The following is a 22,639-nucleotide window of genomic DNA, read 5'->3' as shown; positions in this document are numbered from 1 at the left end:
TCATGACAGGATATTTTCTACAAGCATTTATCTATTTGCTTGCCGCAGTCATCGCGGTCCCTATCGCCAAAAGGCTTGGTCTCGGATCTGTGCTTGGTTACCTCATTGCAGGTGTTGTGATTGGCCCAATTATCGGTTTGGTTGGCGAAGAGACGACAACCATTCAACACTTTGCCGAATTCGGCGTAGTGATGATGCTGTTCTTAGTCGGGCTTGAACTTGAGCCTAAGATGCTTTGGGCAATGAGAAACCGTCTTATGGGACTGGGTGGCCTGCAAGTTGGCGGCACTACCGCGATTGTTATGGGTATTGCCCTATACTTCGGGCAGCCTTGGACGATAGCACTCACCATCGGTTTGATCTTCGCACTGTCATCAACCGCGATTGTTCTACAAACATTCAATGAAAAAGGGTTGTCCAAAACTGAAGGGGGCAAGAACGCTTTCTCTGTGCTGCTTTTCCAAGATATTGCCGTCATTCCTATGTTGGCGTTCATTCCTCTATTAGCGTTGCCAGAATTAATTGAAGCTGCACAAAGCGCGGTCGCTTCAGCTTCTGATCACCATGAAGAGTTAAGTCTCGTTGCTGGCCTACCCGGTTGGGCTTATGGCCTTGTGATCACGGCATCTATTGCGATTGTTGTTGTCGGTGGGCACTTCTTGAGTCGTCCACTGTTCCGCTTTGTTGCAAGCTCAGGTCTGCGTGAAATCTTCACTGCAACCGCACTGATGTTGGTAATTGGTATTGCTGCACTAATGAGCCTAGTCGGCCTATCACCGGCTTTGGGTACCTTCCTTGCGGGTGTGGTATTAGCCAACAGTGAATTCCGCCACGAACTTGAGTCTAATATCGACCCGTTTAAAGGGCTACTACTTGGCTTGTTCTTTATTACCGTAGGTGCAGGCATCAACTTTGATGTCCTATTCAACGACTTTGGTTTGATAATTGGCCTCACCCTTGGCGTAATGCTACTCAAAGCCTTGGTGCTATTCACACTGGCTCTGATATTTAAAATCAGAAATAGCGACCGATGGTTGTTTACATTGAGCTTGGCGCAAGCCGGTGAATTCGGTTTTGTCCTACTGAGCTTCTCATCCCAAAACCATGTACTGCCAGCCGATATTGTTCAAACACTGTCGTTGGTTGTTGCACTTTCAATGTTCCTAACACCAGGGTTATTCATTCTATTTGATAAAGTGATACTTCCTCGTTACGAGCAAAAGTCTAACGATCGTGAAGAAGATACCATCGAAGAGAAAGGTACGGTGATCATTGCTGGTATTGGCCGATTCGGTCAGATTGTTAACCGCTTATTGGTATCGAATGACGTCAACACTGTGGTTTTGGATCATCAAGCTAATCAAGTCGACTTGCTACGTTCAATCAACATCAAATCTTACTTTGGTGATGCGACTCGTCATGACTTATTGCATACCGCTGGTATCGAAGAAGCCGCGATGTTGGTTGTGGCTATCGACAACCAAGACTCAAGTGTTGAATTGGTCAAATACGTTAAACACAACTACCCTAAAGTGAAAGTCTTAGCGCGTGCATTCGACCGTGGTCATAGCTACCGCTTAAGAGAAGCGGGTGCAGACTTTGTGGAATCAGAGACCTACCATTCAGCTCTTGAAATGGGTGCAGAAGCCTTGCGTTCTTTGGGTCATCACCCATTCTTTGTTGAACAACAGAAATCGACGTATCAACGTGTTGAAAGCCGTAAGTCTGAAAAGCTCTACCAAGCTTGGTCTGAGGCAGAAGAGAACCCGCGCTACGACAACAACTACCGACAAATCTTCATTCACCTTGAAGAAGCAATGAAAGAAGATATGAAAAAAGACCGTTCAGACAAGCACTCTCGATCTGAACGAGGTTGGACACCGCCACCGAAAGGCTATGCTGATGGCTTTGAGGAAGAAGAGTCCTAAGCAGAACTCTAAATAACGGCGCTAGATAACCATACTAGGCAACCATCAAAAGCGGCTATTTAGGCCGCTTTTTCTTTCATTGCCCCCCTACAAAACGTCAAATGAGCATGAGTAGCGGGTGCTAGAACTCGTAATCCGAAAGATTTATGTGATCTAGCTAAAATTTTTAATTTCTGACCACATGGCAAAAGTGAATTCACTTTTTACATTATTGAAACATTCCAACCTCGCATAAACCACACCATAAACATGGCTATATATGCACTCATTTAAGTCGTTCAATCATCGCCCCAATTCATAGCAACCACCCTCTAAGGCTTGAGTTACATTGCATATATCTAAATACGCTGCACAAGCCCCAACCCAACCATTCACCACGCAAATAAGTATTGCGCCGCATTCACAAATTCAACCCGTTAAAATTAACATAAACATTTCAAAACATGTCTATCGTTACAATTTGTAACGAATAGCGGTTATCGGTATAGTCCTGCAATTCAAAAAGTGAGACCTTTGCGCTCACCTTAAAGGAGATATAATAATGATTACTAATGATGCTGTAATAATGGGCATGTTAGCTGTTATTCTTGGCGGTGTTTTTATCACGGAAAGTAGCCAAAATAGCGCACTGAAAAAATTCTACTCGTTCGTTCCGGGTCTATTGCTCTGTTACTTTGTTCCTTCTCTACTGAACAGTTTAGGCATCATCGACGCATCAAACTCTAAGTTATACTTCGTTGCAAGTCGCTACCTATTACCAAGCGCACTCGTTCTGCTGATCATCTCAGCAGACCTCCGTAAAATCTTTGGCCTTGGTTCAAAAGCCGTCATCATGTTCCTAACCGGTACTGTCGGCATTATCATCGGTGGCCCGCTGGCTATCTTGATCATCGACCAAATTAACCCTGACCTTGTATCTGGCGACGTATGGCGCGGCCTCACAACCGTTGCTGGCTCTTGGATTGGCGGCGGTGCGAACCAAGCAGCAATGAAAGAAGTGTTCGAGGTTGATGACCAACTCTTCTCTGCAATGATTACAGTTGATGTTATCTGTGCAAACATTTGGATGGCCGTGTTACTTATCATGGCAGGTCGTCAGAAGAAGATTGATGCGTGGTTAAAAGCGGATACTTCATCTATTGAAGAGCTAAAAGAAACCGTTTCTAAATACCAAGAAGAGAACGCTCGCCCAACAACCACAACCGATCTCATGAAGATCACGGGGATTGCGTTCGGTCTTACCGGCCTAGCTCACTTTTTCAGTGACCTAATCGCACCTTGGATCTCGACCAACGCTCCAGAGCTTGCGAAATACAGCCTGACATCAGGCTTCTTCTGGTTAATCGTAATGGTGACAACGTTCGCGCTCATCGCTTCATGCTTCAAATCAACACGCAGTCTTGAGCACAGTGGCGCATCAAAAGTAGGTTCAGCGTTCATCTACATCCTAGTTGCAACGATTGGTATGCAAATGGATGTGACGGCTATCTTAGACAACCCAGGCTACTTCTTCATTGGTATCACATGGCTAACTATCCATGCCATTCTAATGATTGTGATGGCGAAGCTTATCCGTGCACCACTGTTCTTCATGGCTGTAGGTAGCCAAGCTAACGTAGGCGGCGCAGCATCGGCTCCTATCGTAGCAGCTGCATTCCACCCAGCATTAGCGCCAGTAGGTATCCTAATGGCAGTATTGGGTTACGCTCTCGGTACATACGGCGCTTACATCTGTGGTCTCATCATGCAGGCTGCTGCGGGTTAATAGAATCGCTTTAATCCAATAACACAAAAGGCTGAACGATGATCGTTCAGCCTTTTTCGTTTCTAAAACTGTATTTCAAATAACGGCTTAATCGAACAAAGACGCCAGCTTATTTTCAACAACTGGGCTGATATTAAAGCTCAACATAAAATCTGGACGCGTTTCTTCGTCTTTCTCAAGGTAATAGTTCGCTTCAATGCCAAACTTCCAAGGACGTCCGTTCAACACAGTAGTCTTGCTTACGCTAATATTCAACGGAATTTCCGCCTGCTCCTTATTCCAGTCATACGAGAATGTCGGCGCAGAGCCTACCGTCCAACCTCCGCCTAATATCTCCACCCAAAAGACTTGTGTCGATGTCTTGTTGGTTCGAGTATCAGAATGGTCGGCTCCGTCTCCAGAAACACCATATAAGTGGTTGGGGAACATGCCTACAACTCGCTCACTACTTGCCTTCCCGACCATAAATTCAGGCCCGATAGCAAATTGATCAGCTGTTAAGTCATTACTGCCCGTTGGCAAAGAAGCAAAGAGACCGAAAGCGACAATAGTCCCGCCCTCCATTTTAGGCGCATAAGCTAAATCAAATGAGATGTCCGTAACGCCAGACTGATCTATATGCTGCGAGCTTGCTGGTGTATCCACATGGAAATCGTTCTGTACATAAGAGATAGCCGGGCGGAAGATCACTTTGTCACCATTATCCATAGGGAATGGCAATGTCGGCTGCAATACGGTTGCGAAAGCATCCCCTCCACCATCGTAACCACCTGAATACTGAAGCTTTAAATTAAGGCTAGCGTAAGCTGTATTTGGGTTTGCAAGTTCCTTTGCGGCCTGTTCTGCCGCTTGATCGCTTTCAGATTTCGAAATGTCGACCTTAGCGCTAGCAAAATTCGGCGTTAATAATAGTCCAGTTATTATCAGTGCAAGTGGCTTACAAGCCATGAGCCCTCTCTTCAATAGTAAAACAATAAGGTGTAACTGCTTATTGAGTATTTTAGAGATTACCGAAAGGGAAAATAGCCATTAAGTGACAGTAGTAGATTTCATGTAATTTGACTTCCCAATAACAGTCACAATTGCACAACCGCCAACTCACAAATAGAACCATATTACACAGAGTTTATTATATTTTTTCTTTTATTACATGAGCTTAGATAATATACATCGTCAAACTACTAATACAGGAGTATTCTTCAAAGGGCGTTTAATTGGAAGAAACGACTCTCAGAAACCATTAAAGACGTAACTCAATAACAACCAAACTTAGCTAGGTAAAACAAATGGAAACAAGTGTAATAGTCACTCTTACTATATTTTTCTTACCATTGATCCTATTGGTGATTTTACATTTAAGAAGTAAGAAAAAGCGTAAAGAGTTTGAAGAACAACTTTCGATAGCTAATCAAAAAATTAGCAACATAGAAAATGAAAAAGACACACTACTAAAAAAGTATGCCCCTGTAATTGATATGGAGTTACACGCTAACCGCCTGCTTGATGAAGCCACCGAAGAAGCTACTTCGATAAGGTTCCAAGCAGAAGGTGTTTTGTCTGAGACTGAAGAGCTGCGTAACGAAACACGTAAAAAGTTAAACGAAGCTAAAGAAAAAGCGGAGATTATCAAAAACGATGCACGCGAAGAATCTGCGAAAGTGCTTAGCTTCGCAGAAGCTCAAGCCAAAGAAATAGCAGGTAATGCGTACGAAGCAAAGGCCAAAGCTGATTCCTACGAAAAGGCGATTCGTGCGATGCGCAATACAATTGACGGCTATAAAGATGACTACATCATCCCAAATCAGTCTGTTCTTGATGACCTCGCAGAAGAGTACAGCTACAAAGAAGCAGGTGAAGAACTCAAAGTATCCCGTAAACGAGTAAAGGCAATGGTAAAAGAAGGTCATGCAGGGGCTTGTGATTATGTTGAAGCTCACCGTAAAACTTATGCAATTCATTTTGCCGTCGATGCTTTCAACGGAAAGGTCGATAGCGCTCTATCTAAAACAAAGCACGACAATTTTGGGAAAATCCAACAAGAAATTATTGATGCTTTTGCCTTGGTAAATCATAACGGTGCTCCATTCAGGAACGCTCGTATCAAACAAGAATACCTAGACGCACGTCTAACCGAGCTCAAATGGGCCGTTGCTGCATTTGAGCTAAGAAAGATCGAAAAAGAAGAACAAGCCGAAATTAAGGCTCAGATTCGCGAAGAAGAACGAGCTATCCGCGAAATGGAAAAGGCACGTAAAGAAGCTGAAAAAGAAGAAAAGATGCTACAAAAAGCTCTAGAAAAAGCGCGATCTGAATTAGGCCAAGCAAGTGAAGAACAGAGAGCTGTATTTGAAGCACAACTTGCAGAATTAGAAAGCAAGCTACAAGAAGCTGAAGAAAAAGGTCAACGTGCGCTATCAATGGCACAGCAAACTCGCCGAGGGCATGTTTACGTTATCAGCAACGTTGGTAGTTTTGGTGAAGAGGTGTTTAAGATTGGTATGACTCGTCGCTTAGAACCAATGGACAGAGTAAAAGAACTTGGTGATGCTTCTGTACCATTCTCATTTGATGTTCATGCAATGATTTATAGTGACGATGCTCCTTCTCTTGAGAAAGAGCTCCACAAGAAGTTCAACGAGCAGTCGGTTAACAAAATTAACCCAAGAAAAGAGTTCTTCAAGACTACAATAGCAGAGGTTAAACAAGCTGTTGAGCAACAAGGATTACATGAAGTTCATTGGACTCTTAAGGCTGAAGCCGCTGAGTTCCGTGAGAGTTTAGCAATTGCGAAAGAACAGCAAGCAGTAGCGTAAAGGTAGCATTTATGAACGGGTAAACGATGACCTACTTCTGCTACGTAAAATACAAAAAAAGGCGACAGTAATAACTGTCGCCTTTCTAATATCTTGTTACTCAGTTAAAGCTTATTCCCAATCAAGAATTACTTTACCTGACATACCAGAGCGCATCATATCGAAGCCTTTCTGGAAGTCGTCCACTTTGTAGTGGTGAGTAATGATTGGTGTTAGATCTAGGCCTGATTGGATTAGTGAAGCCATCTTGTACCAAGTTTCGAACATCTCACGACCGTAGATACCTTTGATAACCAAGCCTTTAAAGATTACTTGGTTCCAGTCTACTGCCATGTCTGATGGTGGAATACCTAGTAGAGAGATCTTACCGCCGTGGTTCATGTTAGTCAGCATGCTGTTGAACGCAGATGGGTTACCAGACATTTCTAGGCCTACATCGAAGCCTTCAGTCATGCCAAGATCAGCCATTACGTCTTCAAGCTTCTCTTCCATTACGTTTACTGCGCGAGTTACACCCATTTGACGAGCAAGGTCTAGGCGGTATTCGTTTACGTCAGTGATTACAACGTGACGAGCACCAACGTGCTTAGCAACAGCAGCAGCCATGATACCGATTGGACCAGCACCAGTGATTAGCACGTCTTCGCCTACTAGGTCGAAAGAAAGCGCTGTGTGTACTGCGTTACCAAACGGGTCAAAGATTGATGCTAGATCGTCAGAGATTTCTGCAGGGATCTTAAATGCGTTGAACGCAGGGATCACAAGGAACTCAGAGAACGCACCAGTGCGGTTTACACCAACACCTGTTGTGTTACGACAAAGGTGAGTACGGCCGCCACGACAGTTACGACAGTGACCACATGTGATGTGACCTTCGCCAGATACGCGGTCGCCGATTTCAAAACCACGAACTTCTTGGCCGATGCCAACAACTTCACCCACGTATTCGTGACCTACTACCATAGGTACTGGGATTGTGTTTTGTGACCACTCATCCCAGTTGTAGATATGTACGTCAGTACCACAAATTGCGGTTTTCTTAATACGGATAAGAAGATCATTATGACCCATTTCAGGTTTTTCAACCTCGGTCATCCAGATGCCTTCTTCAGGCTTAAGCTTAGAAAGTGCTTTAATTTTCATAATGTTATCCAGTTCATCTCGCCTAACTGTAAGGCGAGAATCAAAAATCTATATGTTCTATTGGGTGTTGTTCTATCTAATCAAAGGATGCACAAGGCACCCCTTTAAAATTAGATGATAGCCATGTCTTTACCAACTTGGATGAACGCATCGATTGCGCGATCCAGTTGCTCACGAGAGTGTGCAGCAGACATTTGCGTACGGATACGAGCTTGGCCTTTTGGTACTACAGGGAATGAGAAACCTACTACGTAGATACCTTTCTCTAGTGCGCGCTCTGCGAATTCAGCCGCTACTTTTGCATCACCCAGCATGATTGGGATGATTGCGTGGTCAGCACCACCCATAGTGAAACCAGCTGCTTCCATGCGAGTACGGAAGTGAGCAGAGTTTTCCCATAGTTGAGTTCGTAGGTCGCCAGATTCCGCTAGAAGATCTAGAACGCGAATAGACGCAGATACGATTGCTGGTGCGACAGAGTTAGAGAATAGGTATGGACGAGAGCGCTGACGTAACCAGTCGATCACTTCTTTCTTACCAGAAGTGTAACCGCCTGAAGCGCCACCCATTGCTTTACCAAGCGTACCAGTGATGATGTCGATACGGTCAACAACGTTGTGGAACTCGTGAGTACCCGCGCCGTTTTCACCCATGAAGCCTACTGCGTGAGAGTCATCAACCATAACTAGTGCGCCGTACTTGTCAGCAAGATCACAGATAGCAGGAAGGTTAGCCACTACGCCGTCCATAGAGAACACGCCGTCAGTTACGATTAGTGTGTGACGAGCGCCCGCTTCTTTAGCTGCGATAAGTTGTTGCTCTAGCTCTTCCATGTTGTTGTTCGAGTAACGGAAGCGCATTGCTTTACACAGACGAACACCATCAATGATAGATGCGTGGTTTAGAGCATCAGAAATGATTGCGTCTTCTTTGCCTAGAATCGTTTCGAATAGGCCAGCGTTTGCATCAAAGCAAGATGTGTAAAGGATAGTGTCTTCTTTACCAAGGAACGTAGATAGCTTTTGCTCTAGTTCTTTGTGAGAGTCTTGAGTACCACAGATGAAACGTACTGAAGCCATACCAAAGCCGTGCTGATCCATACCATCTTTAGCTGCTTCGATAAGAGCTGGGTGGTTAGCAAGACCTAAGTAATTGTTTGCACAGAAGTTTAGTACTTCTTCACCAGTCGAGATAGAAACCGCTGCTTTTTGTGCAGAAGTGATAATGCGCTCAGACTTGTAAAGACCTTCTTCTTTAACTTCTTCGATTTGAGTTTGAATCTGTTGGTAAAATGCAGAAGACATTGTCTATTCCTTCCTAATTATTATTCAGCAGCATCGCGCGCCGCATTATGTAGGGGATGTAAACGATTTCAATTCGATCATTTACACTGTAAAACTTATACCCCTATTCTAGTTGAACATCCCCTTCTCGATTATCCCTTTAGTTGGAAAAACATTAATGAATCACAGGCACGAATCGCACTCTAAGCGACACGATTATTTACCAAGCAACTTGAGAACCTTACTATAGCCATCACCAAAGACCGTGATTTTTTCGCCAGCCAACAAAATAAATTTTCTCCAAAAACCACTTCCTTATATAGAATCTGCCGTTAAACTATTGTAATTCACATTATAGTTATCAGCGCTCTCACAACGTCGTAAATTTCTAATATTAGTCCGAGTATGTATGCCAAAAATGATCCCAAACTTTGATCAATTATCTAAGAGTGAGAAAAAGGAGAGTCGTATTAAGCTAATCATGATTAGCTTTCTTTTAGTTTTTACCCTCCTCGTTACCACGGCAATTGGTACTTGGGTAGGAACGAATAAGGTTTTTGAGGTACTTAAACGTATTCATACTACTGGAGAGTTGATATTTTCTTTGGATAGGGCTCGTCTTAACACGTTAGGCTATGTAAGAGATAATAGTGAAAAATATTTAAATGAAGCCTTAAACTATATTGAAAAGGCCAAGGATCTGACATTAGATTTAAATGATCACAATGAAGAAAGAATTCTCGTTCTTATCAGTGAATATAGAGAGAGCTTTTTGGAGTATGTTGCGATAGATAAAGAAAGAAAAGCAATAATAGCCGAGTACGCCGATCGCTCTAATTTGGTAAATAATCACCTAAAGATGGTCCTGAACTTTAACTATGCCTATAGAAACCCTTCCACAATTGAACTGATAAATAGTTTAATCAGTGATAAAACTGCTATAAACAAAAAAATAGTTAGTTCTCTTACTCTTGGCAGAAGGTTAGATACTCAGCAGTTAAATGAAGCTATTGATATTCTGAAAAACATAAAATCCGATTTGAAAGAACTAATACCTCTTATAAAAAACACAGAGAAATCAAACTCTCTCTCAAAACTATCAGAAGACACTGACTTTTACATTGATATCGTTACTAGATTAAACAAGAATAACTATGCCATGATTAAAAACGCTAAAGAAGCAATTCCATCCGTTTTAGAAGCAGAAACAATCATACTTTCTATTCGTGACGAAAGAATTAATAGTGTAAGCGATTTAAAGCTTACTTCTTATCTCATTACGCTACTAACGTTGTTATTTTTCACTGGTATGGTGATGTTAGCATACTTGATTTACCATTCACTAAAGAGTCTAGTAAGGCTTACCCACGAGGCAACACTTGCTAGAGATGAGGCTATATCATCAACAAAAATTAAGTCTCAATTTCTTGCTAATATGAGTCATGAAATCCGAACGCCAATGAACGCGATTATGGGTATGACAGGGCTAGCTTTGAAAACTAACCTAGATGAAAAACAACAAAAGTACATTGAAAGCATTGATATTGCATCTAATCAACTAATCCACATCATTAACGATATTCTTGATACATCAAAGATAGAGTCAGGAAAATTTACTATTGAGTTAAGCCAATTTGACCTAAAGCAACTGTTAAACGATTGTCATAAACTCATGTCAGTTAACGCCCATCACAAAGGGTTGAGTTTAAACTATCAGTGCGATGAAAATGTTCCTAAACTAGTCAAAGGTGACTCATTAAGACTAAACCAAGTTTTACTAAACATTGTAGGTAATGGCATAAAATTTTGTGATAGTGGTTATGTTTCTATCAATGTTAGTTGCCTTGAAAATGACGCTACTAGTGCTCGTGTCTTATTTGAGATTACCGACACTGGTATTGGGATATCCGCTCAAGATCTAGACGATCTTTTTAAGCCTTTCGCTCAAGTAGATAACTCTACTGCTCGGCTATACGGGGGAACAGGACTAGGCTTAATGATAAGCAAACAACTTGTAGAATTAATGGGCGGGAGTTTACACGTTATAAGTACACCTAACAGAGGAAGTACTTTTTCTTTTGATATTCCATTAGGCCTAACTGTGCAAGATGCCGTCAATCACGATTCAAAGATAAAAACCGAATCGCCTAAAATCATTCATCAACTATACGGCAAAAAAATTCTACTTGTTGAAGATAACTATATTAATCAAGAGTTAGTAAAAGAACTATTATTACATATTGTAGATCTCGAAATTTGCGGGAGCGGAGAACAAGCTTTATTGCTTTTACGTTCGAAAGAGTTCGACGGTGTGTTAATGGATTGCCAGCTTCCTTTAATGGACGGGTATCAAACGACATCAGCTATTCGTAATGATCTAAAACTCTCACTCCCTATTATCGCAATGACAGCTAATGTTATGCCTCAAGACAAGCATAAGGCTATCGAATCGGGCATGAATGACCTTATCGCGAAACCTCTAAACACTGAAGACATGTACTCCAAAATGATAACATGGTTTTCTGACAGCAATACCTCACAAGATCCTACACAAGCTCCATCGTCACAGCCTCTAGCTGAAACATCAGAGTTTGATTTACCTGAATGGCTGAAATCCGCTCCACATATTGATCATATATCAGGCTTAAAAGTAAGTGCCGGCAACGTTAACCTTTACCTTAAGTTACTTGATATATTTGCCCACGATTACGAAGGATTTGTGGCAAGAATGGGACATGCCGATGAGATCCACAAATTAAAAGGTACGGCAGGTAACCTAGGGGCAACTCGACTACAACAAGCTTGCGATACTTATGAATACTCTCACAACGAAGATGCTCTCAACGATATAAACTCACAGCTAAGTGCTTTACTTCTACAGATTAGAACTCCTAAAGAACAGGTCGATAAGACATCAACAGAAATTATAAAGGAAGAATCAATGCAACAACTAATTGGACACGTATTGATCGTTGAAGACGATATTGTGAATCAGTTATTACTGAAGAACCAACTTAAAGAGCTGGGACTATCAAGTGATGTTGTTAATGATGGAAATGAGGCCCTATCTCAATTACAAAATCGTAAAGATGGTTATGACTTGATTATAACAGATATTCATATGCCGAACCTTAGCGGCCCTAGCCTCGCTAAGGCTATCAAAGAAGATATCGTAAAGTACGGTTATATCAATATTGTAGGTAGTTCAGGTGATCGCGATTACCAACTTGGTGACTTCCCTAATTTTGATGAGCTAATACTCAAACCTTTTGATGCTCAAACAATTCATAACAAGATCTCAAAATTTCTCATTAGTTCAGATGACGATTCCAGTTTTGATTACCAACAGGAAATTGAAGACAATTTCACTCACTATAGTGCAGAAAATAAGATTGAGATCTATAACGTTATTATTAGTTCTATGACTAAAGACCTGAAGGATTTAGACACCACAGATGACGTTAGAAGTTTGGCTCATAAAATTAAAGGCTCCGCGAATATGTTAGGGATCAGTTCTGTTTCGGAACTTGCACAATCGTTGCAAAATGAAATAGACACAGAGAAGAGTAAAGAAACAATAGAGAGGCTTGAACTCGCTATGACAGCAACAATCAAAGATGTAAAAAACCTTTTAACTAAGGCTCATGTGTGATGGATGAGTTAAGCATCCTCATCGTTGAAGACGATTTGATCCAAAGTACAAGGTTGAAAATTGATTTGAGTTTACTCGGTCATAAGACAACATATGTCGCTAATGATGGATTAGAAGCGTTAAAGCTCATTGAAGCAAAAAAGATCGACTTAATCTTCTGCGATATCAATATGCCTAAGATGGACGGAATCAAATTTCTTCTTCAATTATCAGAAATAGATAATTCTCTTGGTGTTGTTATTGTCACTGCTGTTGAGGACGACATTAGTGAATTAACCGTTAATATCTGTTCTCTATTAAATTTTAAATATCATACGTTGCTAAGAAAATCTGATATCAAGTCAAAACTATTAGAATCAATTGATGGCTTTCACCATCAAATTCAAGAAGAAAAAAATCATCAAACACCACCTCAACTGACTCTGAGTGATGTTAGATGCGCATTTTTAAATAAAAACATTATAAATCACTACCAACCTAAGGTTCTATTTTCAAATAATACACTCGTCGCAGTTGAGGCTCTAGCTAGGGTCAAGCATGAAGATTTAGGTACATTGAGTCCTATATCCTTCATTGAGTGTATGGAAGAAAATGACATGATGGATGAATTGTTCTTTGTCGTACTAAACAATGCTGTAAAAGAAGTTGCCGCTTACCATTATAATATTTCTGTATCTATTAACATGACACAAGGCAACCTAGAAATCCCTAATGTATGTGACCAAATCATAGATGTTTGTGCTCTCCATGACTTTTCACATCATAAGTTAACATTAGAACTCACTGAGTCTCACGCATACCAAAACAATCCAACTGCGCTAGCTACACTAGCAAGATTGCGGATACACGGGTTCAAACTATCAATAGACGATTTTGGGACCGGATATGCCTCATTGGATAAGCTTCTAGATCTACCCTTTACTGAAATGAAGGTCGATAGGCGCTTTATTACCGATTTACCTTCTAAGCCTAAATATCAAGCCTTAGTAAAAATGCTCCTCCAGGTAGCCAACTCTCTTGAGATGAATACCGTTGTAGAAGGTGTTGAGGATATGGCAACTTGGAACATCTTAAAAGAACTCGGCTTTGAACAATGCCAAGGTTATTTTACAGGAGCACCGGTACCACTAGAGAAGCTTCACAACTGTTTGTCAAAGTCAGTAGTTATTTTGGACAATACTTAACGGTTAATCTAGAGCATGTTTCGCAACTCGGCTTTCAGCCAACTCAAAGTTGCGAAGCACATTTAACGTTTCTAATTCTTTTTCGTTATACAATTCTCGACATACCTTAAAGCATGATTTCAATAAGGTTTTCACTTCCCTTGCTCTGAAATTCGAAGGCCAAGCTTGGGTCAAGCACTCGATGATTTGTAAGTTAACTTCTCGAATGTAAGTATTCTTAGACCTTACATCAATCAAACAATCTAAAGCAGCGACAAGCTCTTTTGACTTAATTAAATGAGTAACTTTATCCATATTGGTGTTAACAGCATCAGTTTGCGTTCTATGCTGTTGGGTCAAGGATTTAAGTAACTCAACTTGTGATTTTAACAGCATAGGACTGGAATCACTCTCATCCAATAACACTTTAATTGATCTAATGCATTCACCAAACTCCTTATTAAAGGAAAGTAAGCATAGTAAATAGTTAAAGTGATATTTATTGTAAAATCCTAACACTAAGTCATTTGAATAAATGTGCTTAAGTATCGTAATTGCCTCACTCAACTTACCTTCAAGAATGGATAAATGACACATAATGAGCTCTTGATCAACATCATAACTAGGCTGATAATCATGTTGCTCATCAGTTCGATTATTATTTTTATCCTTAATCAGTGATATCTGCCTAAATTCATTTAATGCTTCTATTTTTAATTTTTTAGGGTCTTCTTCTATTTGGTCTTCATTTATTACTAGGCTATCTTTTTCAATTGAGTCATAAATAAATAGTATACATCGAATGTAATTATAGCGTGACTCTAAGCTGTCTCGATATGTATCAATATTAAGTTCATAATACATCATAAACCTTGCAGCAGCGTTTCTATAATCACCTTGAGAAACACATAGGTTTGCAATAACCAATTCCCTTTCAGGGTTACCAGGAGTCAATTCTGAAATAATAGAAAACTGTTTTATCGCTTTAGGAATATCACCATTATAAATGTCATATTTTGCATTTAACGTCATGGCTTGTGTCGAATTAGGCACCTTTGCTAGCATTTTTTCGACAATAAATTGAGCTCTAGCAAACTCACCCAGTTCTATTAAGCTATCGGCTAAACCCGCATTTGCCCACTCAACATCTTTTTCAACAATAATTGAGTCATAAAGCTCTTTCGCTTCATTAAACATGTTTAACAATGCGTAGAACTCCCCTCTAAATTTTTGTATTAGAAAGTGGTATTGAGGATATTTAAACTCCAGTTCGTCACACAAATTAAGGCCATGAGTATAATCTTTTTGATTTTTAGCTTGGTAAAGCTCATATAATGCCGACTTTCTTGCGAGCGACCTTCTAATCTTGTTAGTAAAATAGACTGAATTAAAAGGCTTTAAAATATATTCATCAGGAGAGAGCTCGATGATAGAGCGAACGATTTTTGATAACGACTCACCAGTTATCACTATAAAACTACTTTTTGGCTTTATGAGACTATAGTGTTGGAGTTCTTCAAAAACTTGCTTGCCATTAAGGCGAGTATAAAAATTATAATCACAAATAATCAGGTCAAAACCCATTTTTTTACAGTGCCAAATTGCAGCTTTAGGATCTTTTGCATGATAAATATTTTTATCATGCAGGCCTAAGCTAATCAACATTCTTCGAATACTCGACAAGATCACCGGGGAGTCATCAACTATTAAAGCTAGTATGTCACTGTAATTTTTCATAAATGGGGGGCTCTCCTATAACGGGGCAAGTGTAACATGGCCAATTTTGTAAATAATCCCTTCAGTTACAAAAAAATGTGATGCGAGCTTTTATTGGCTTAGGATCACACTTTCACACCAACAACATCTAACCAATTGATATAAAAGGAAATAGAATAAAATGTAATAATTACTCCTTATTCATATCAAATCTCAATTTTTCATCTCAAAACGATATAGTGATGAATGCCCGCTTCTCTCAGAATGCGCACCAGCAACGCCGCTATACAAATGAAACACGATGAGAAGAGAAACCAAACACATGACCCTATCAGACCACATCATTCAAGAAGCCTTCGAAAACGACTGGCACACCTGCTTTTATCAGCCAAAGGTTCAGCCTAATGTCGAGAAAGTGACTGGGGTTGAAGCACTATTTCGCCTAGACATTCCAGAAGAAGGGATTTTCTCTCCGGGCGTGTTTATCGATCGTGCGTTTGCATTGGGTTATGAAGAAGAGATCTTTTTTAGTGTGCTTGAGCAATCATTAACAGAGGTAAAATCGCTTTCTGTTCATCTGAACTTAGCCGTGAACATCAGTAATAAAGTACTGGCGAACCCTGATAACGTGCAGAAAGTTCGTGAGTTACTTTGGAATGCGTCTTTCAAGGCAGAACAGCTTACCTTTGAGCTAAGTGAAAATGATCAGTTGGATGAGCAGCTTTGTGAGCAAATTAAGCGCTTTAAGTCTCTGGGCGTCAGAATCTCTATCGACGATTTTGGCATTGGCTATTCAGACATAAATAAGGTGATGGGCCTTAATGTCGATGAAGTAAAGTTCGATAAATCGATTGTGAACAGTATTGAGCCAGCAAGCTCCGACTTGGTTAAGCGCACTCTGGCGTACTGCAAAGAGTCTGGAATCGAAACCGTTGCGGAAGGCGTTGAAGACACAGATACACGTCAACTAATCCATCAGCTAGGTTTTGACAGCTATCAAGGCTTTCTATACTCAAAGCCACTGCCTTTAACTGATCTTAGATTCGTCATGTAGATAGTTGGAGCTCAAGTAACGTTAGCTTAAGACAAACTCGACGCTTTTTTTCTTCTGCTTAAGGTCGTGATATCGAATGTACTTGAAGTAGATATCGTGTTTGTTTTGGATGTTTTGAGAGAACGGATTATTCACTAATTTCTTTATATCAGCCTTGAAAAACGGCATGCCGAGCTTGCTCATGTATGGCTCTAAGTAAAGATCATAGAGGAACTGGGACATTGCAGGATCAAGAGTCGGAAATCGAAATTCAATGCCTGCCAAATTATCTGCCATGTAATCGAAGATCTTGCGTCGAATCACGCTGCTAACCGCGCCAACACTGCAAAGCATCTTACTGAGGCCATCGTAAACCACATGACCAATAATGGCTCCCTCGAACAAGAAGCAAAGCACCTGCATATCGTCTTTTCTCACGCCAAGATACTGAGCAACCTCGATAAAGTCTTTGCCATAAGTTTTGAGGTGCATCCCTTGAATCGACTTAAGCCTTTTCGCAGGAAGCGAACCCATGTTGTATGACTCTACGCTTGTGACCTCATAGTCGTAGCCAATATCGGCATTAGACGGACGTTCCATATTCTTTGTTGCGGCTTTGACTTGCACCATTTCTTCTACCGAAAAATCATAGTCGACCTGAAAGAAACTCGCGATACCAAGGCGACGAACAAAACTAGGCAGCGTCTTTGCCCTTTCCCACTGACTGACCATTACTTGATTAACACCAAAAAATGCTCGATGAGAATTGGAAAGCAATTCTGAAAATTCTTCCTGTGAAATGGAGGCTGATTCACGAAGTCGTTTTAGCTCAATTGGGAAATTGTCTTTATTCATCTGTCACTTACCTAGCTTTTTAACTAGTGTAGTTTACTTATCTCTACTATGACATGATGCATTGGACATAACCTCGTTTAACCAAAACTCCCCCAGAACTTGGTTGGTATTTGTAGGCAGGTCGCTACAGATAAATGTTAAATCTCGTAGGCCCAGCACTCTTGTTGTATGTCGAGCAGCTCCGACTTACCGCTCTCTAGCTGATAGAGGTGGAACTGGCTTAAAGGGGGCGAATACACATGTAACGTAATGAGCGGTTCATCTCCAGCCTGTAGATTCGATATCTGATGGATATCATTATCTTTACTAACGGTCACACTGCCCTCTTGGAAATGAGTCGACTGAGAAGCAAAAATATGACCATTAGCCGCCGTTTCAAACAGGGTTTCCGTTGCTTGCCCATGTAGAACCTTTACGCCACAAGACGTATTCAAATGATCGTGTATTTTACTTCTTTGCCCGTTAAGCCAGCTCAAAATTAAAACTTCACAGTGGTCATTTTTGAAAAGCCTTTGTCGACAGTATGTTTCTTTATCAAAACTCGCCAACGACTTGATCTCTTCTTTACTCAGCTCGATGTTATCCAATATGAACCGAATGGACGCCAGAGACATGGGTTTATTTGCCAGTTGTATTTGGTCCATAAACTCTTGGAAATTAAGCTCATAATCGTTATTAATTAACGCGGCTAACGCGGGAGATTGCGTTGGGGTGATATCAGTACGTTGCAAAATACTTACCTCTGACTATGTTTTTGCTCTTCAGAACTCGAAGTAAAAAGCTCTCTTCGAACGATGAAATATGGCTGATTCGATTCAGCATAAGTTGGGAGGATACTAACACCGTTTAAATTAAATTTAACAAGCAATCACAAGTATTTACATTCATATAACAAAAGCATCTAACAACCAATTTGAAGCAACGGAATCGCCATATTGACTTGAGATGTGAATAACTGAGTAATATGAAATAGGAACAACAAAAAAACGGCTTCCATCACGACTACTATTGCGCGTATCAATTAATGAAATTGATTCACAAATCAGAAGAGATCACTCACAATCAAGGTTATGGCCACCGTTGAAATCAGTCTAACTGGATACTTATGATTAACCCAAAACTCATCGCCCTACTTCCCGATCTCGCCTCGTTTATCTTAGTTGTGAATGAAGGTAGCTTTACCGCCGCCGCAAAACAGCTAGGCGTTACACCTTCAGCGTTGAGTAAATTGATCACACGTTTAGAAAAAGCGCTGTCAGTGAAGCTGTTTGAACGTACCACTCGTACATTGATCATCACGCAAGCAGGCCAGTTGGTATACGATCAAAGCGTGGTCATGATTAATGCAGCGCAACAAGCGGTTGAGCTGTCTACCTCTGACCATACAGAACCTGCAGGCTCTATTACAGTAGCGGCGCCAGAGGCGTTCTTGAACTCAGTGCTACAGCCTTTTGTTGTTCCATTTTTAAATCAGTACCCTGAGATCCAACTTAAGCTAAGAGCGGCTGATGGCGACATCGATATTTTACGTCAAGGCATCGACATTGCGTTTCGCCTTACCGACAAGCCCGATGAAAGTTTGGTTTTAAAAGAGCTAGGCAAGACGAACCTTGTACTTTGTGCAAGCCCTGGCTATTTAGAAGCAAAAGGAATCCCTCACCACCCTACCGAGCTTTCTGAGCACGACTGCTTATACCTTGCAGAAACAGATAAAGACCACATTTGGGACTTTCTGAAAGATGATGAGTTTTACACAGTCCCCGTCAGTGGACGTTACGCTGTGAACCACTCTCAGATGCGATTGAAAGGCGTTAAAGAAGGGCTTGGCGTGGGTATTTTCCATGACTTCGTGATTCAAGATGCATTGGCTGAAGGTTCTGTAGTGCAAGTACTGGAAGATTGGACCATCAAGAGTAATTACCATGGCGCTATCGCGATGCAGTTTGCTCAAACCAAGTACATGCCTGCCCGATTGCGTGTATTCATTGATTATGCGATGGAACACTTGGGTGACAAGCTGGCAGGAGAAATAAACTGATGCTGAAAGGAATACACCACGCCGCCATTATTTGCTCGGACTACGTAGTTTCTAAACGCTTTTATACGGAAGTTTTAAAGCTTGAAGTGATAGCGGAGAATTATCGTGAAGCGCGTCAGTCGTATAAGCTCGACTTAACACTGCCTAATGGCGCTCAAATAGAATTATTCAGCTTCCCTGACGCACCTGAAAGACCAAGCTTTCCGGAAGCTCAAGGGCTGAGACATTTGGCTTTTTGTGTTGATGACGTTCAACATGCCAAAAGCTATTTGGAAGAACAAGGCATTGAAGTCGAACCGATTCGAGTTGATGAATTTACGGGGAAATCATTTACATTTTTCGCAGACCCAGACGGCCTGCCGCTAGAGCTGTATCAGATCTAAAGCTTTATCAAATCTAGAGCTGTATCAAGTCTAAAGCTTTCCTCACAAAAGAATCGCTCATCTGATTAATAAAACGGACTTTCTCAAGTCGAGAAAGCCCGTTTACGTGTCAATTAACTCAATGCTGTCTTGAATTTCTCGACACGTGAGAACAATAGCCAATCCAATAGCATGGCTGTCACGATACTCGCACCAGCCAGTGGAAACAGTACTGAAATAACCACGACCGTCACCAAGCCTGCTTTCCATAAGCCTGCATCACCAAACTTCGGTGGCGTTCCCAGCTTTCTTTGGCCTGAAGGTCTGCGCATCCACCACATTACTCCACCAGTCACCGACACAACGACAAACGCAATGCAGAACAACGCATTTAGAAGCTTGTTGATGATGCTGATGTCACCTTGGTGTAGAGAAATACCGACGGCTAAAGTTTTGGCGAATAAATTGTAATCTTGCCACGTCACCTCTCCTAGAATGCGCCCTGAATATTGGTCAAGGTGAGTCGTACGATCTTGGGTTGGATCGATGATGTCACCGCCCATGGTATTGGCAGCCACAGTGTAAACGCCCGTTTCTGAGCGCGGGAAATTGACTTTATATTGTGTAAAACCAAGAGATTGAGCTTTTGCTATCACATCATCAATCGAGAAATTACTGGCAGATAACACATGCTGAGAATGATCCTCACCCATCTTAGAATGATCATGAGCTTCAGACGCTTCTTCTACTTGGTGGACGTGTTCTGCTGGCTTATCTTGAGACAAAGGCAGTGGAGTTTGCTCTAGGTTCCAAGGCATTTCCTCTTCAGACCCGTGATTTAAAGAAGCATGCGTTTCGTTAGACAGAGGAATGTCGTCCCACATTTGAGCAGGAAAAGTACTCCATGCTTGCACTAGCTTACCTCCCCAAAAACCTGTCCATGATAATCCTGATAGAATAAATAACAGAAGAATGAATGACAGTGTTCCACCGATGTTCGCATGCAGATCACGCATTAAAACACGCGTTCCTGAACCAAATCGAAGCTTAAGAAAACCAGCGCGGCTCGCGTTATCTCTCGGTAACCATAAGTAAATACCACTGATGAGCAACAGAATAGACAAGCTTATTGCGACTTCAATTAGGTAATCACCCCAATCACCAATCAGCAAAGTGCCGTGAATGTCATTCGCCAGCTGGTACAGGCTATCGCTACGCGGGATTTCTCCTACCACTTCGCCAGTGTATTGATTCACCGTGGCGAAAACGGAAGTGCCATCTTCAAGTGATACAGAAAATCGGTTCGCAAGATCAGGGACTTTGCTCGGTACAAACTGTGTCACCGTACCTTGTGGGTATTGATTCTGCACTGCAGTTAACTGTTGTGAAACCTTAATAGGGTCGCCCGATGCAACAATCTCTATGGCTTCGTGGTGGAAAGCCAATTCGATTTCATCATCAAACAGCATCACCAAGCCTGTAATGCTCAGCATTAGCATAAACGGGATAACGAATAGCCCGGCATAGAAGTGCCAACGCCACGTAAGGAAGTAGAGAGTTTTATTGCGGTCTTTGCTTTTTATATTGGTTTTCGAACCGCTTGTTGCACTGCTTGTAGACTGCGAAGTCGCTTGTGCTTTCGCAGAGCTTTGAGATTCATTTCTCAACATTATTATTTCCTTTGACACACGCAAACATACCTTCTGAAAAATCAGAAAGTAATCTGAGCATGTTTAACTTTACTTAATACTTTATTTTTAATTATTTTAGTGGGTTAGGTTTAAGCAATACCAAAGGGAGGGCCGCGCGGGGCTTGCCTCGTGTAGCGTTCGCTTAGAGCCAAAAAAGCGTAGCTGTCTGAGACAATAGAACTCAGTCGAGTTGTTAGTAGTGTAGTTGGAAGTTCGTCTTGGTGAAACGTGGAAAAATGGCTAAAGGGACACGGCTTTCCTTTGTGAGTATTGGGCTCGCCTTCTTCAATTTGAACCAGTTCAAAGCCGTTGACCGTACATAACGACGCCCATACTCCCGCACGATTACCATGAGCATTGATAATAGGCATTAATGTCACTAGCGCCCAGCTTAATGCTGTAGCAAGTAACATGGAGAAGTTGAACGAGGTTCGGCGCATCATTCCTAATCTTTATAAATTTCCCTTATTATGAGGCACTTGTTATATAGGTAAACGTAAAGATTAACATCAGGTTAAAAAATTGAAGCTAACGCACACTCTTTTTAGTTAAAAACTGGTTACAACGAAAGAGCCAAGAAAATGTGGTGAAACTCTACAAAACAGACTGTTTATAAAAAAGACAATAAAAAACGCCGCCTTACACCTTCTTGATAAGAATAATGTAAGGCGGCGTTTTAGAAATCAAATCTTAAGGCTTTGCTCTTTGATACGCTAACAAGCAAACTCTATTGATTAGTAGATTAACCGAAGATCTTGCTCCAAATGCTTGGATTACGCTTCTCGTGATACTCTTCACGAAGGCCATCGATAGTACGAAGCTCTTGCTGTGCAGATTCAAATTCACCTTGGTCTAGCTTCTTCTCAATGCTATCAATCGATGCACTGATCTTTTTGAAACCTTCCATGAAGTGTTCTTCTTTCTCAATTGGGTAAACACCCGTTTTGAGCTCAGCAACTAGCGTGTCGATACGTACGATAGGCTTTTGCATCTCTTCAATGTTTTGAGCTTCTGCCGCTTGTTTGAACGCAAGCTTCATTTCTTGCATGTTTTTCTTAAGGTCAACATTAGCAAAAGCGTTGCCAGACAATAGCGAAGCAGCGATTAAGCCAGATAAAAGGATTGAGCGAGTTTTCATTGTTTCTCCAGGTGAAGCGATGTCTTTGAAGATAGCGCCATCGTTGTTGTGGCACTTCG

The 22,639-nt window shown here is 41.3% G+C and carries 17 protein-coding genes; 8 read left to right on the top strand and 9 right to left on the bottom strand.

Going from position 1 to position 22,639, the window contains the following annotated elements; all coding sequences use genetic code 11:
• The first annotated feature begins 2 nt into the window (after nt 1–2).
• Both L3V36_RS06790 and L3V36_RS06785 read left to right on the top strand, forming a co-directional pair.
• A complete protein-coding gene (locus tag L3V36_RS06790; protein ID WP_208774727.1) occupies nt 3–1,928 on the top strand; it encodes a monovalent cation:proton antiporter-2 (CPA2) family protein in 1,926 nt (641 codons plus the stop codon).
• 541 nt (nt 1,929–2,469) lie between these two features.
• Nucleotides 2,470–3,693, top strand: coding sequence for a DUF819 family protein (locus L3V36_RS06785; RefSeq protein WP_208774725.1), 1,224 nt, complete (start codon nt 2,470–2,472; stop codon nt 3,691–3,693).
• Between the two features lie 87 nt (nt 3,694–3,780).
• Here the strand turns inward: L3V36_RS06785 and L3V36_RS06780 are convergent, their stop codons facing one another.
• Nucleotides 3,781–4,641: a transporter gene (locus tag L3V36_RS06780; protein ID WP_208774724.1), complete on the bottom strand. Its 861-nt coding sequence runs from the start codon at nt 4,639–4,641 to the stop codon at nt 3,781–3,783.
• A 338-nt stretch (nt 4,642–4,979) separates the two neighbouring features.
• Between L3V36_RS06780 and L3V36_RS06775 the strand changes: the two genes are divergently transcribed.
• Nucleotides 4,980–6,506, top strand: a complete 1,527-nt coding sequence (locus L3V36_RS06775) for a DUF4041 domain-containing protein (protein ID WP_102446774.1) — start codon at nt 4,980–4,982, stop codon at nt 6,504–6,506.
• Between the two features lie 111 nt (nt 6,507–6,617).
• Here the strand turns inward: L3V36_RS06775 and tdh are convergent, their stop codons facing one another.
• Both tdh and L3V36_RS06765 read right to left on the bottom strand, forming a co-directional pair.
• The gene (gene tdh, locus L3V36_RS06770; protein ID WP_004730216.1) at nt 6,618–7,649 is read right to left on the bottom strand and encodes an L-threonine 3-dehydrogenase; all 1,032 of its coding nucleotides are present in this window, start codon (nt 7,647–7,649) and stop codon (nt 6,618–6,620) included.
• Nucleotides 7,650–7,759: 110 nt separating this feature from the next.
• Nucleotides 7,760–8,953, bottom strand: coding sequence for a glycine C-acetyltransferase (locus L3V36_RS06765; RefSeq protein ID WP_017059545.1), 1,194 nt, complete (start codon nt 8,951–8,953; stop codon nt 7,760–7,762).
• 388 nt (nt 8,954–9,341) lie between these two features.
• Here L3V36_RS06765 and L3V36_RS06760 point away from each other — a divergent pair, with 388 nt between their 5' ends.
• A complete protein-coding gene (locus L3V36_RS06760) occupies nt 9,342–12,584 on the top strand; it encodes a response regulator (RefSeq protein ID WP_102446775.1) in 3,243 nt (1,080 codons plus the stop codon).
• On the top strand, nt 12,584–13,768 hold the full coding sequence (locus tag L3V36_RS06755) for an EAL domain-containing response regulator (protein WP_102446776.1): 1,185 nt from the start codon (nt 12,584–12,586) through the stop codon (nt 13,766–13,768). The genes L3V36_RS06760 and L3V36_RS06755 overlap by 1 nt, the downstream gene beginning before the upstream one ends.
• A 3-nt stretch (nt 13,769–13,771) precedes the next feature.
• Here the strand turns inward: L3V36_RS06755 and L3V36_RS06750 are convergent, their stop codons facing one another.
• Nucleotides 13,772–15,484, bottom strand: coding sequence for a response regulator (locus tag L3V36_RS06750; protein WP_065682381.1), 1,713 nt, complete (start codon nt 15,482–15,484; stop codon nt 13,772–13,774).
• A gap of 280 nt (nt 15,485–15,764) precedes the next feature.
• Here L3V36_RS06750 and L3V36_RS06745 point away from each other — a divergent pair, with 280 nt between their 5' ends.
• On the top strand, nt 15,765–16,517 hold the full coding sequence (locus L3V36_RS06745; RefSeq protein ID WP_102446777.1) for an EAL domain-containing protein: 753 nt from the start codon (nt 15,765–15,767) through the stop codon (nt 16,515–16,517).
• A 21-nt stretch (nt 16,518–16,538) separates the two neighbouring features.
• Here the strand turns inward: L3V36_RS06745 and L3V36_RS06740 are convergent, their stop codons facing one another.
• Nucleotides 16,539–17,351, bottom strand: coding sequence for a helix-turn-helix transcriptional regulator (locus tag L3V36_RS06740; protein WP_208774722.1), 813 nt, complete (start codon nt 17,349–17,351; stop codon nt 16,539–16,541).
• A gap of 137 nt (nt 17,352–17,488) precedes the next feature.
• Nucleotides 17,489–18,082 (bottom strand): cysteine dioxygenase family protein, encoded by a 594-nt coding sequence (locus L3V36_RS06735; RefSeq protein ID WP_017079740.1) that lies wholly within the window; start codon nt 18,080–18,082, stop codon nt 17,489–17,491.
• 374 nt (nt 18,083–18,456) lie between these two features.
• Between L3V36_RS06735 and L3V36_RS06730 the strand changes: the two genes are divergently transcribed.
• Complete coding sequence (locus L3V36_RS06730) at nt 18,457–19,389, top strand: LysR family transcriptional regulator (protein WP_017087992.1); 933 nt, start codon at nt 18,457–18,459, stop codon at nt 19,387–19,389.
• Nucleotides 19,389–19,772: a VOC family protein gene (locus tag L3V36_RS06725; RefSeq protein ID WP_017087993.1), complete on the top strand. Its 384-nt coding sequence runs from the start codon at nt 19,389–19,391 to the stop codon at nt 19,770–19,772. The genes L3V36_RS06730 and L3V36_RS06725 overlap by 1 nt, the downstream gene beginning before the upstream one ends.
• Before the next feature lie 113 nt (nt 19,773–19,885).
• Here the strand turns inward: L3V36_RS06725 and L3V36_RS06720 are convergent, their stop codons facing one another.
• The 3 genes from L3V36_RS06720 to L3V36_RS06710 all read right to left on the bottom strand — a co-directional run bounded on the left by L3V36_RS06720 (nt 19,886) and on the right by L3V36_RS06710 (nt 22,580).
• Nucleotides 19,886–21,421 (bottom strand): PepSY domain-containing protein, encoded by a 1,536-nt coding sequence (locus L3V36_RS06720; protein ID WP_208774720.1) that lies wholly within the window; start codon nt 21,419–21,421, stop codon nt 19,886–19,888.
• A 110-nt stretch (nt 21,422–21,531) separates the two neighbouring features.
• Complete coding sequence (locus L3V36_RS06715) at nt 21,532–21,882, bottom strand: hypothetical protein (protein ID WP_208774758.1); 351 nt, start codon at nt 21,880–21,882, stop codon at nt 21,532–21,534.
• A gap of 302 nt (nt 21,883–22,184) precedes the next feature.
• Nucleotides 22,185–22,580: a cytochrome b562 gene (locus tag L3V36_RS06710; RefSeq protein ID WP_004730193.1), complete on the bottom strand. Its 396-nt coding sequence runs from the start codon at nt 22,578–22,580 to the stop codon at nt 22,185–22,187.
• Nucleotides 22,581–22,639 lie beyond the last annotated feature (59 nt).

The sequence above is a fragment of the Vibrio sp. G-C-1 genome, assembly GCF_021728015.1.
GTDB classification, from domain to species: Bacteria; Pseudomonadota; Gammaproteobacteria; order Enterobacterales; family Vibrionaceae; genus Vibrio; species Vibrio splendidus.
This window is presented reverse-complemented; position numbering and strand designations above follow the sequence as displayed.

Coding starts and splice junctions, on each gene's coding strand:
- L3V36_RS06780 (WP_208774724.1), bottom strand. CDS start 4,641: ATGGCTTGTAAGCCACTTGCACTGATAATAACTGGACTATTATTAACG.
- L3V36_RS06750 (WP_065682381.1), bottom strand. CDS start 15,484: ATGAAAAATTACAGTGACATACTAGCTTTAATAGTTGATGACTCCCCG.
- L3V36_RS06740 (WP_208774722.1), bottom strand. CDS start 17,351: ATGAATAAAGACAATTTCCCAATTGAGCTAAAACGACTTCGTGAATCA.
- L3V36_RS06745 (WP_102446777.1), top strand. CDS start 15,765: ATGAGAAGAGAAACCAAACACATGACCCTATCAGACCACATCATTCAA.
- L3V36_RS06755 (WP_102446776.1), top strand. CDS start 12,584: ATGGATGAGTTAAGCATCCTCATCGTTGAAGACGATTTGATCCAAAGT.
- L3V36_RS06765 (WP_017059545.1), bottom strand. CDS start 8,953: ATGTCTTCTGCATTTTACCAACAGATTCAAACTCAAATCGAAGAAGTT.
- L3V36_RS06725 (WP_017087993.1), top strand. CDS start 19,389: ATGCTGAAAGGAATACACCACGCCGCCATTATTTGCTCGGACTACGTA.
- L3V36_RS06760 (WP_102446775.1), top strand. CDS start 9,342: ATGCCAAAAATGATCCCAAACTTTGATCAATTATCTAAGAGTGAGAAA.
- L3V36_RS06710 (WP_004730193.1), bottom strand. CDS start 22,580: ATGAAAACTCGCTCAATCCTTTTATCTGGCTTAATCGCTGCTTCGCTA.
- L3V36_RS06715 (WP_208774758.1), bottom strand. CDS start 21,882: ATGCGCCGAACCTCGTTCAACTTCTCCATGTTACTTGCTACAGCATTA.
- L3V36_RS06790 (WP_208774727.1), top strand. CDS start 3: ATGACAGGATATTTTCTACAAGCATTTATCTATTTGCTTGCCGCAGTC.
- L3V36_RS06730 (WP_017087992.1), top strand. CDS start 18,457: ATGATTAACCCAAAACTCATCGCCCTACTTCCCGATCTCGCCTCGTTT.
- L3V36_RS06785 (WP_208774725.1), top strand. CDS start 2,470: ATGATTACTAATGATGCTGTAATAATGGGCATGTTAGCTGTTATTCTT.
- L3V36_RS06720 (WP_208774720.1), bottom strand. CDS start 21,421: ATGTTGAGAAATGAATCTCAAAGCTCTGCGAAAGCACAAGCGACTTCG.
- L3V36_RS06775 (WP_102446774.1), top strand. CDS start 4,980: ATGGAAACAAGTGTAATAGTCACTCTTACTATATTTTTCTTACCATTG.
- tdh (WP_004730216.1), bottom strand. CDS start 7,649: ATGAAAATTAAAGCACTTTCTAAGCTTAAGCCTGAAGAAGGCATCTGG.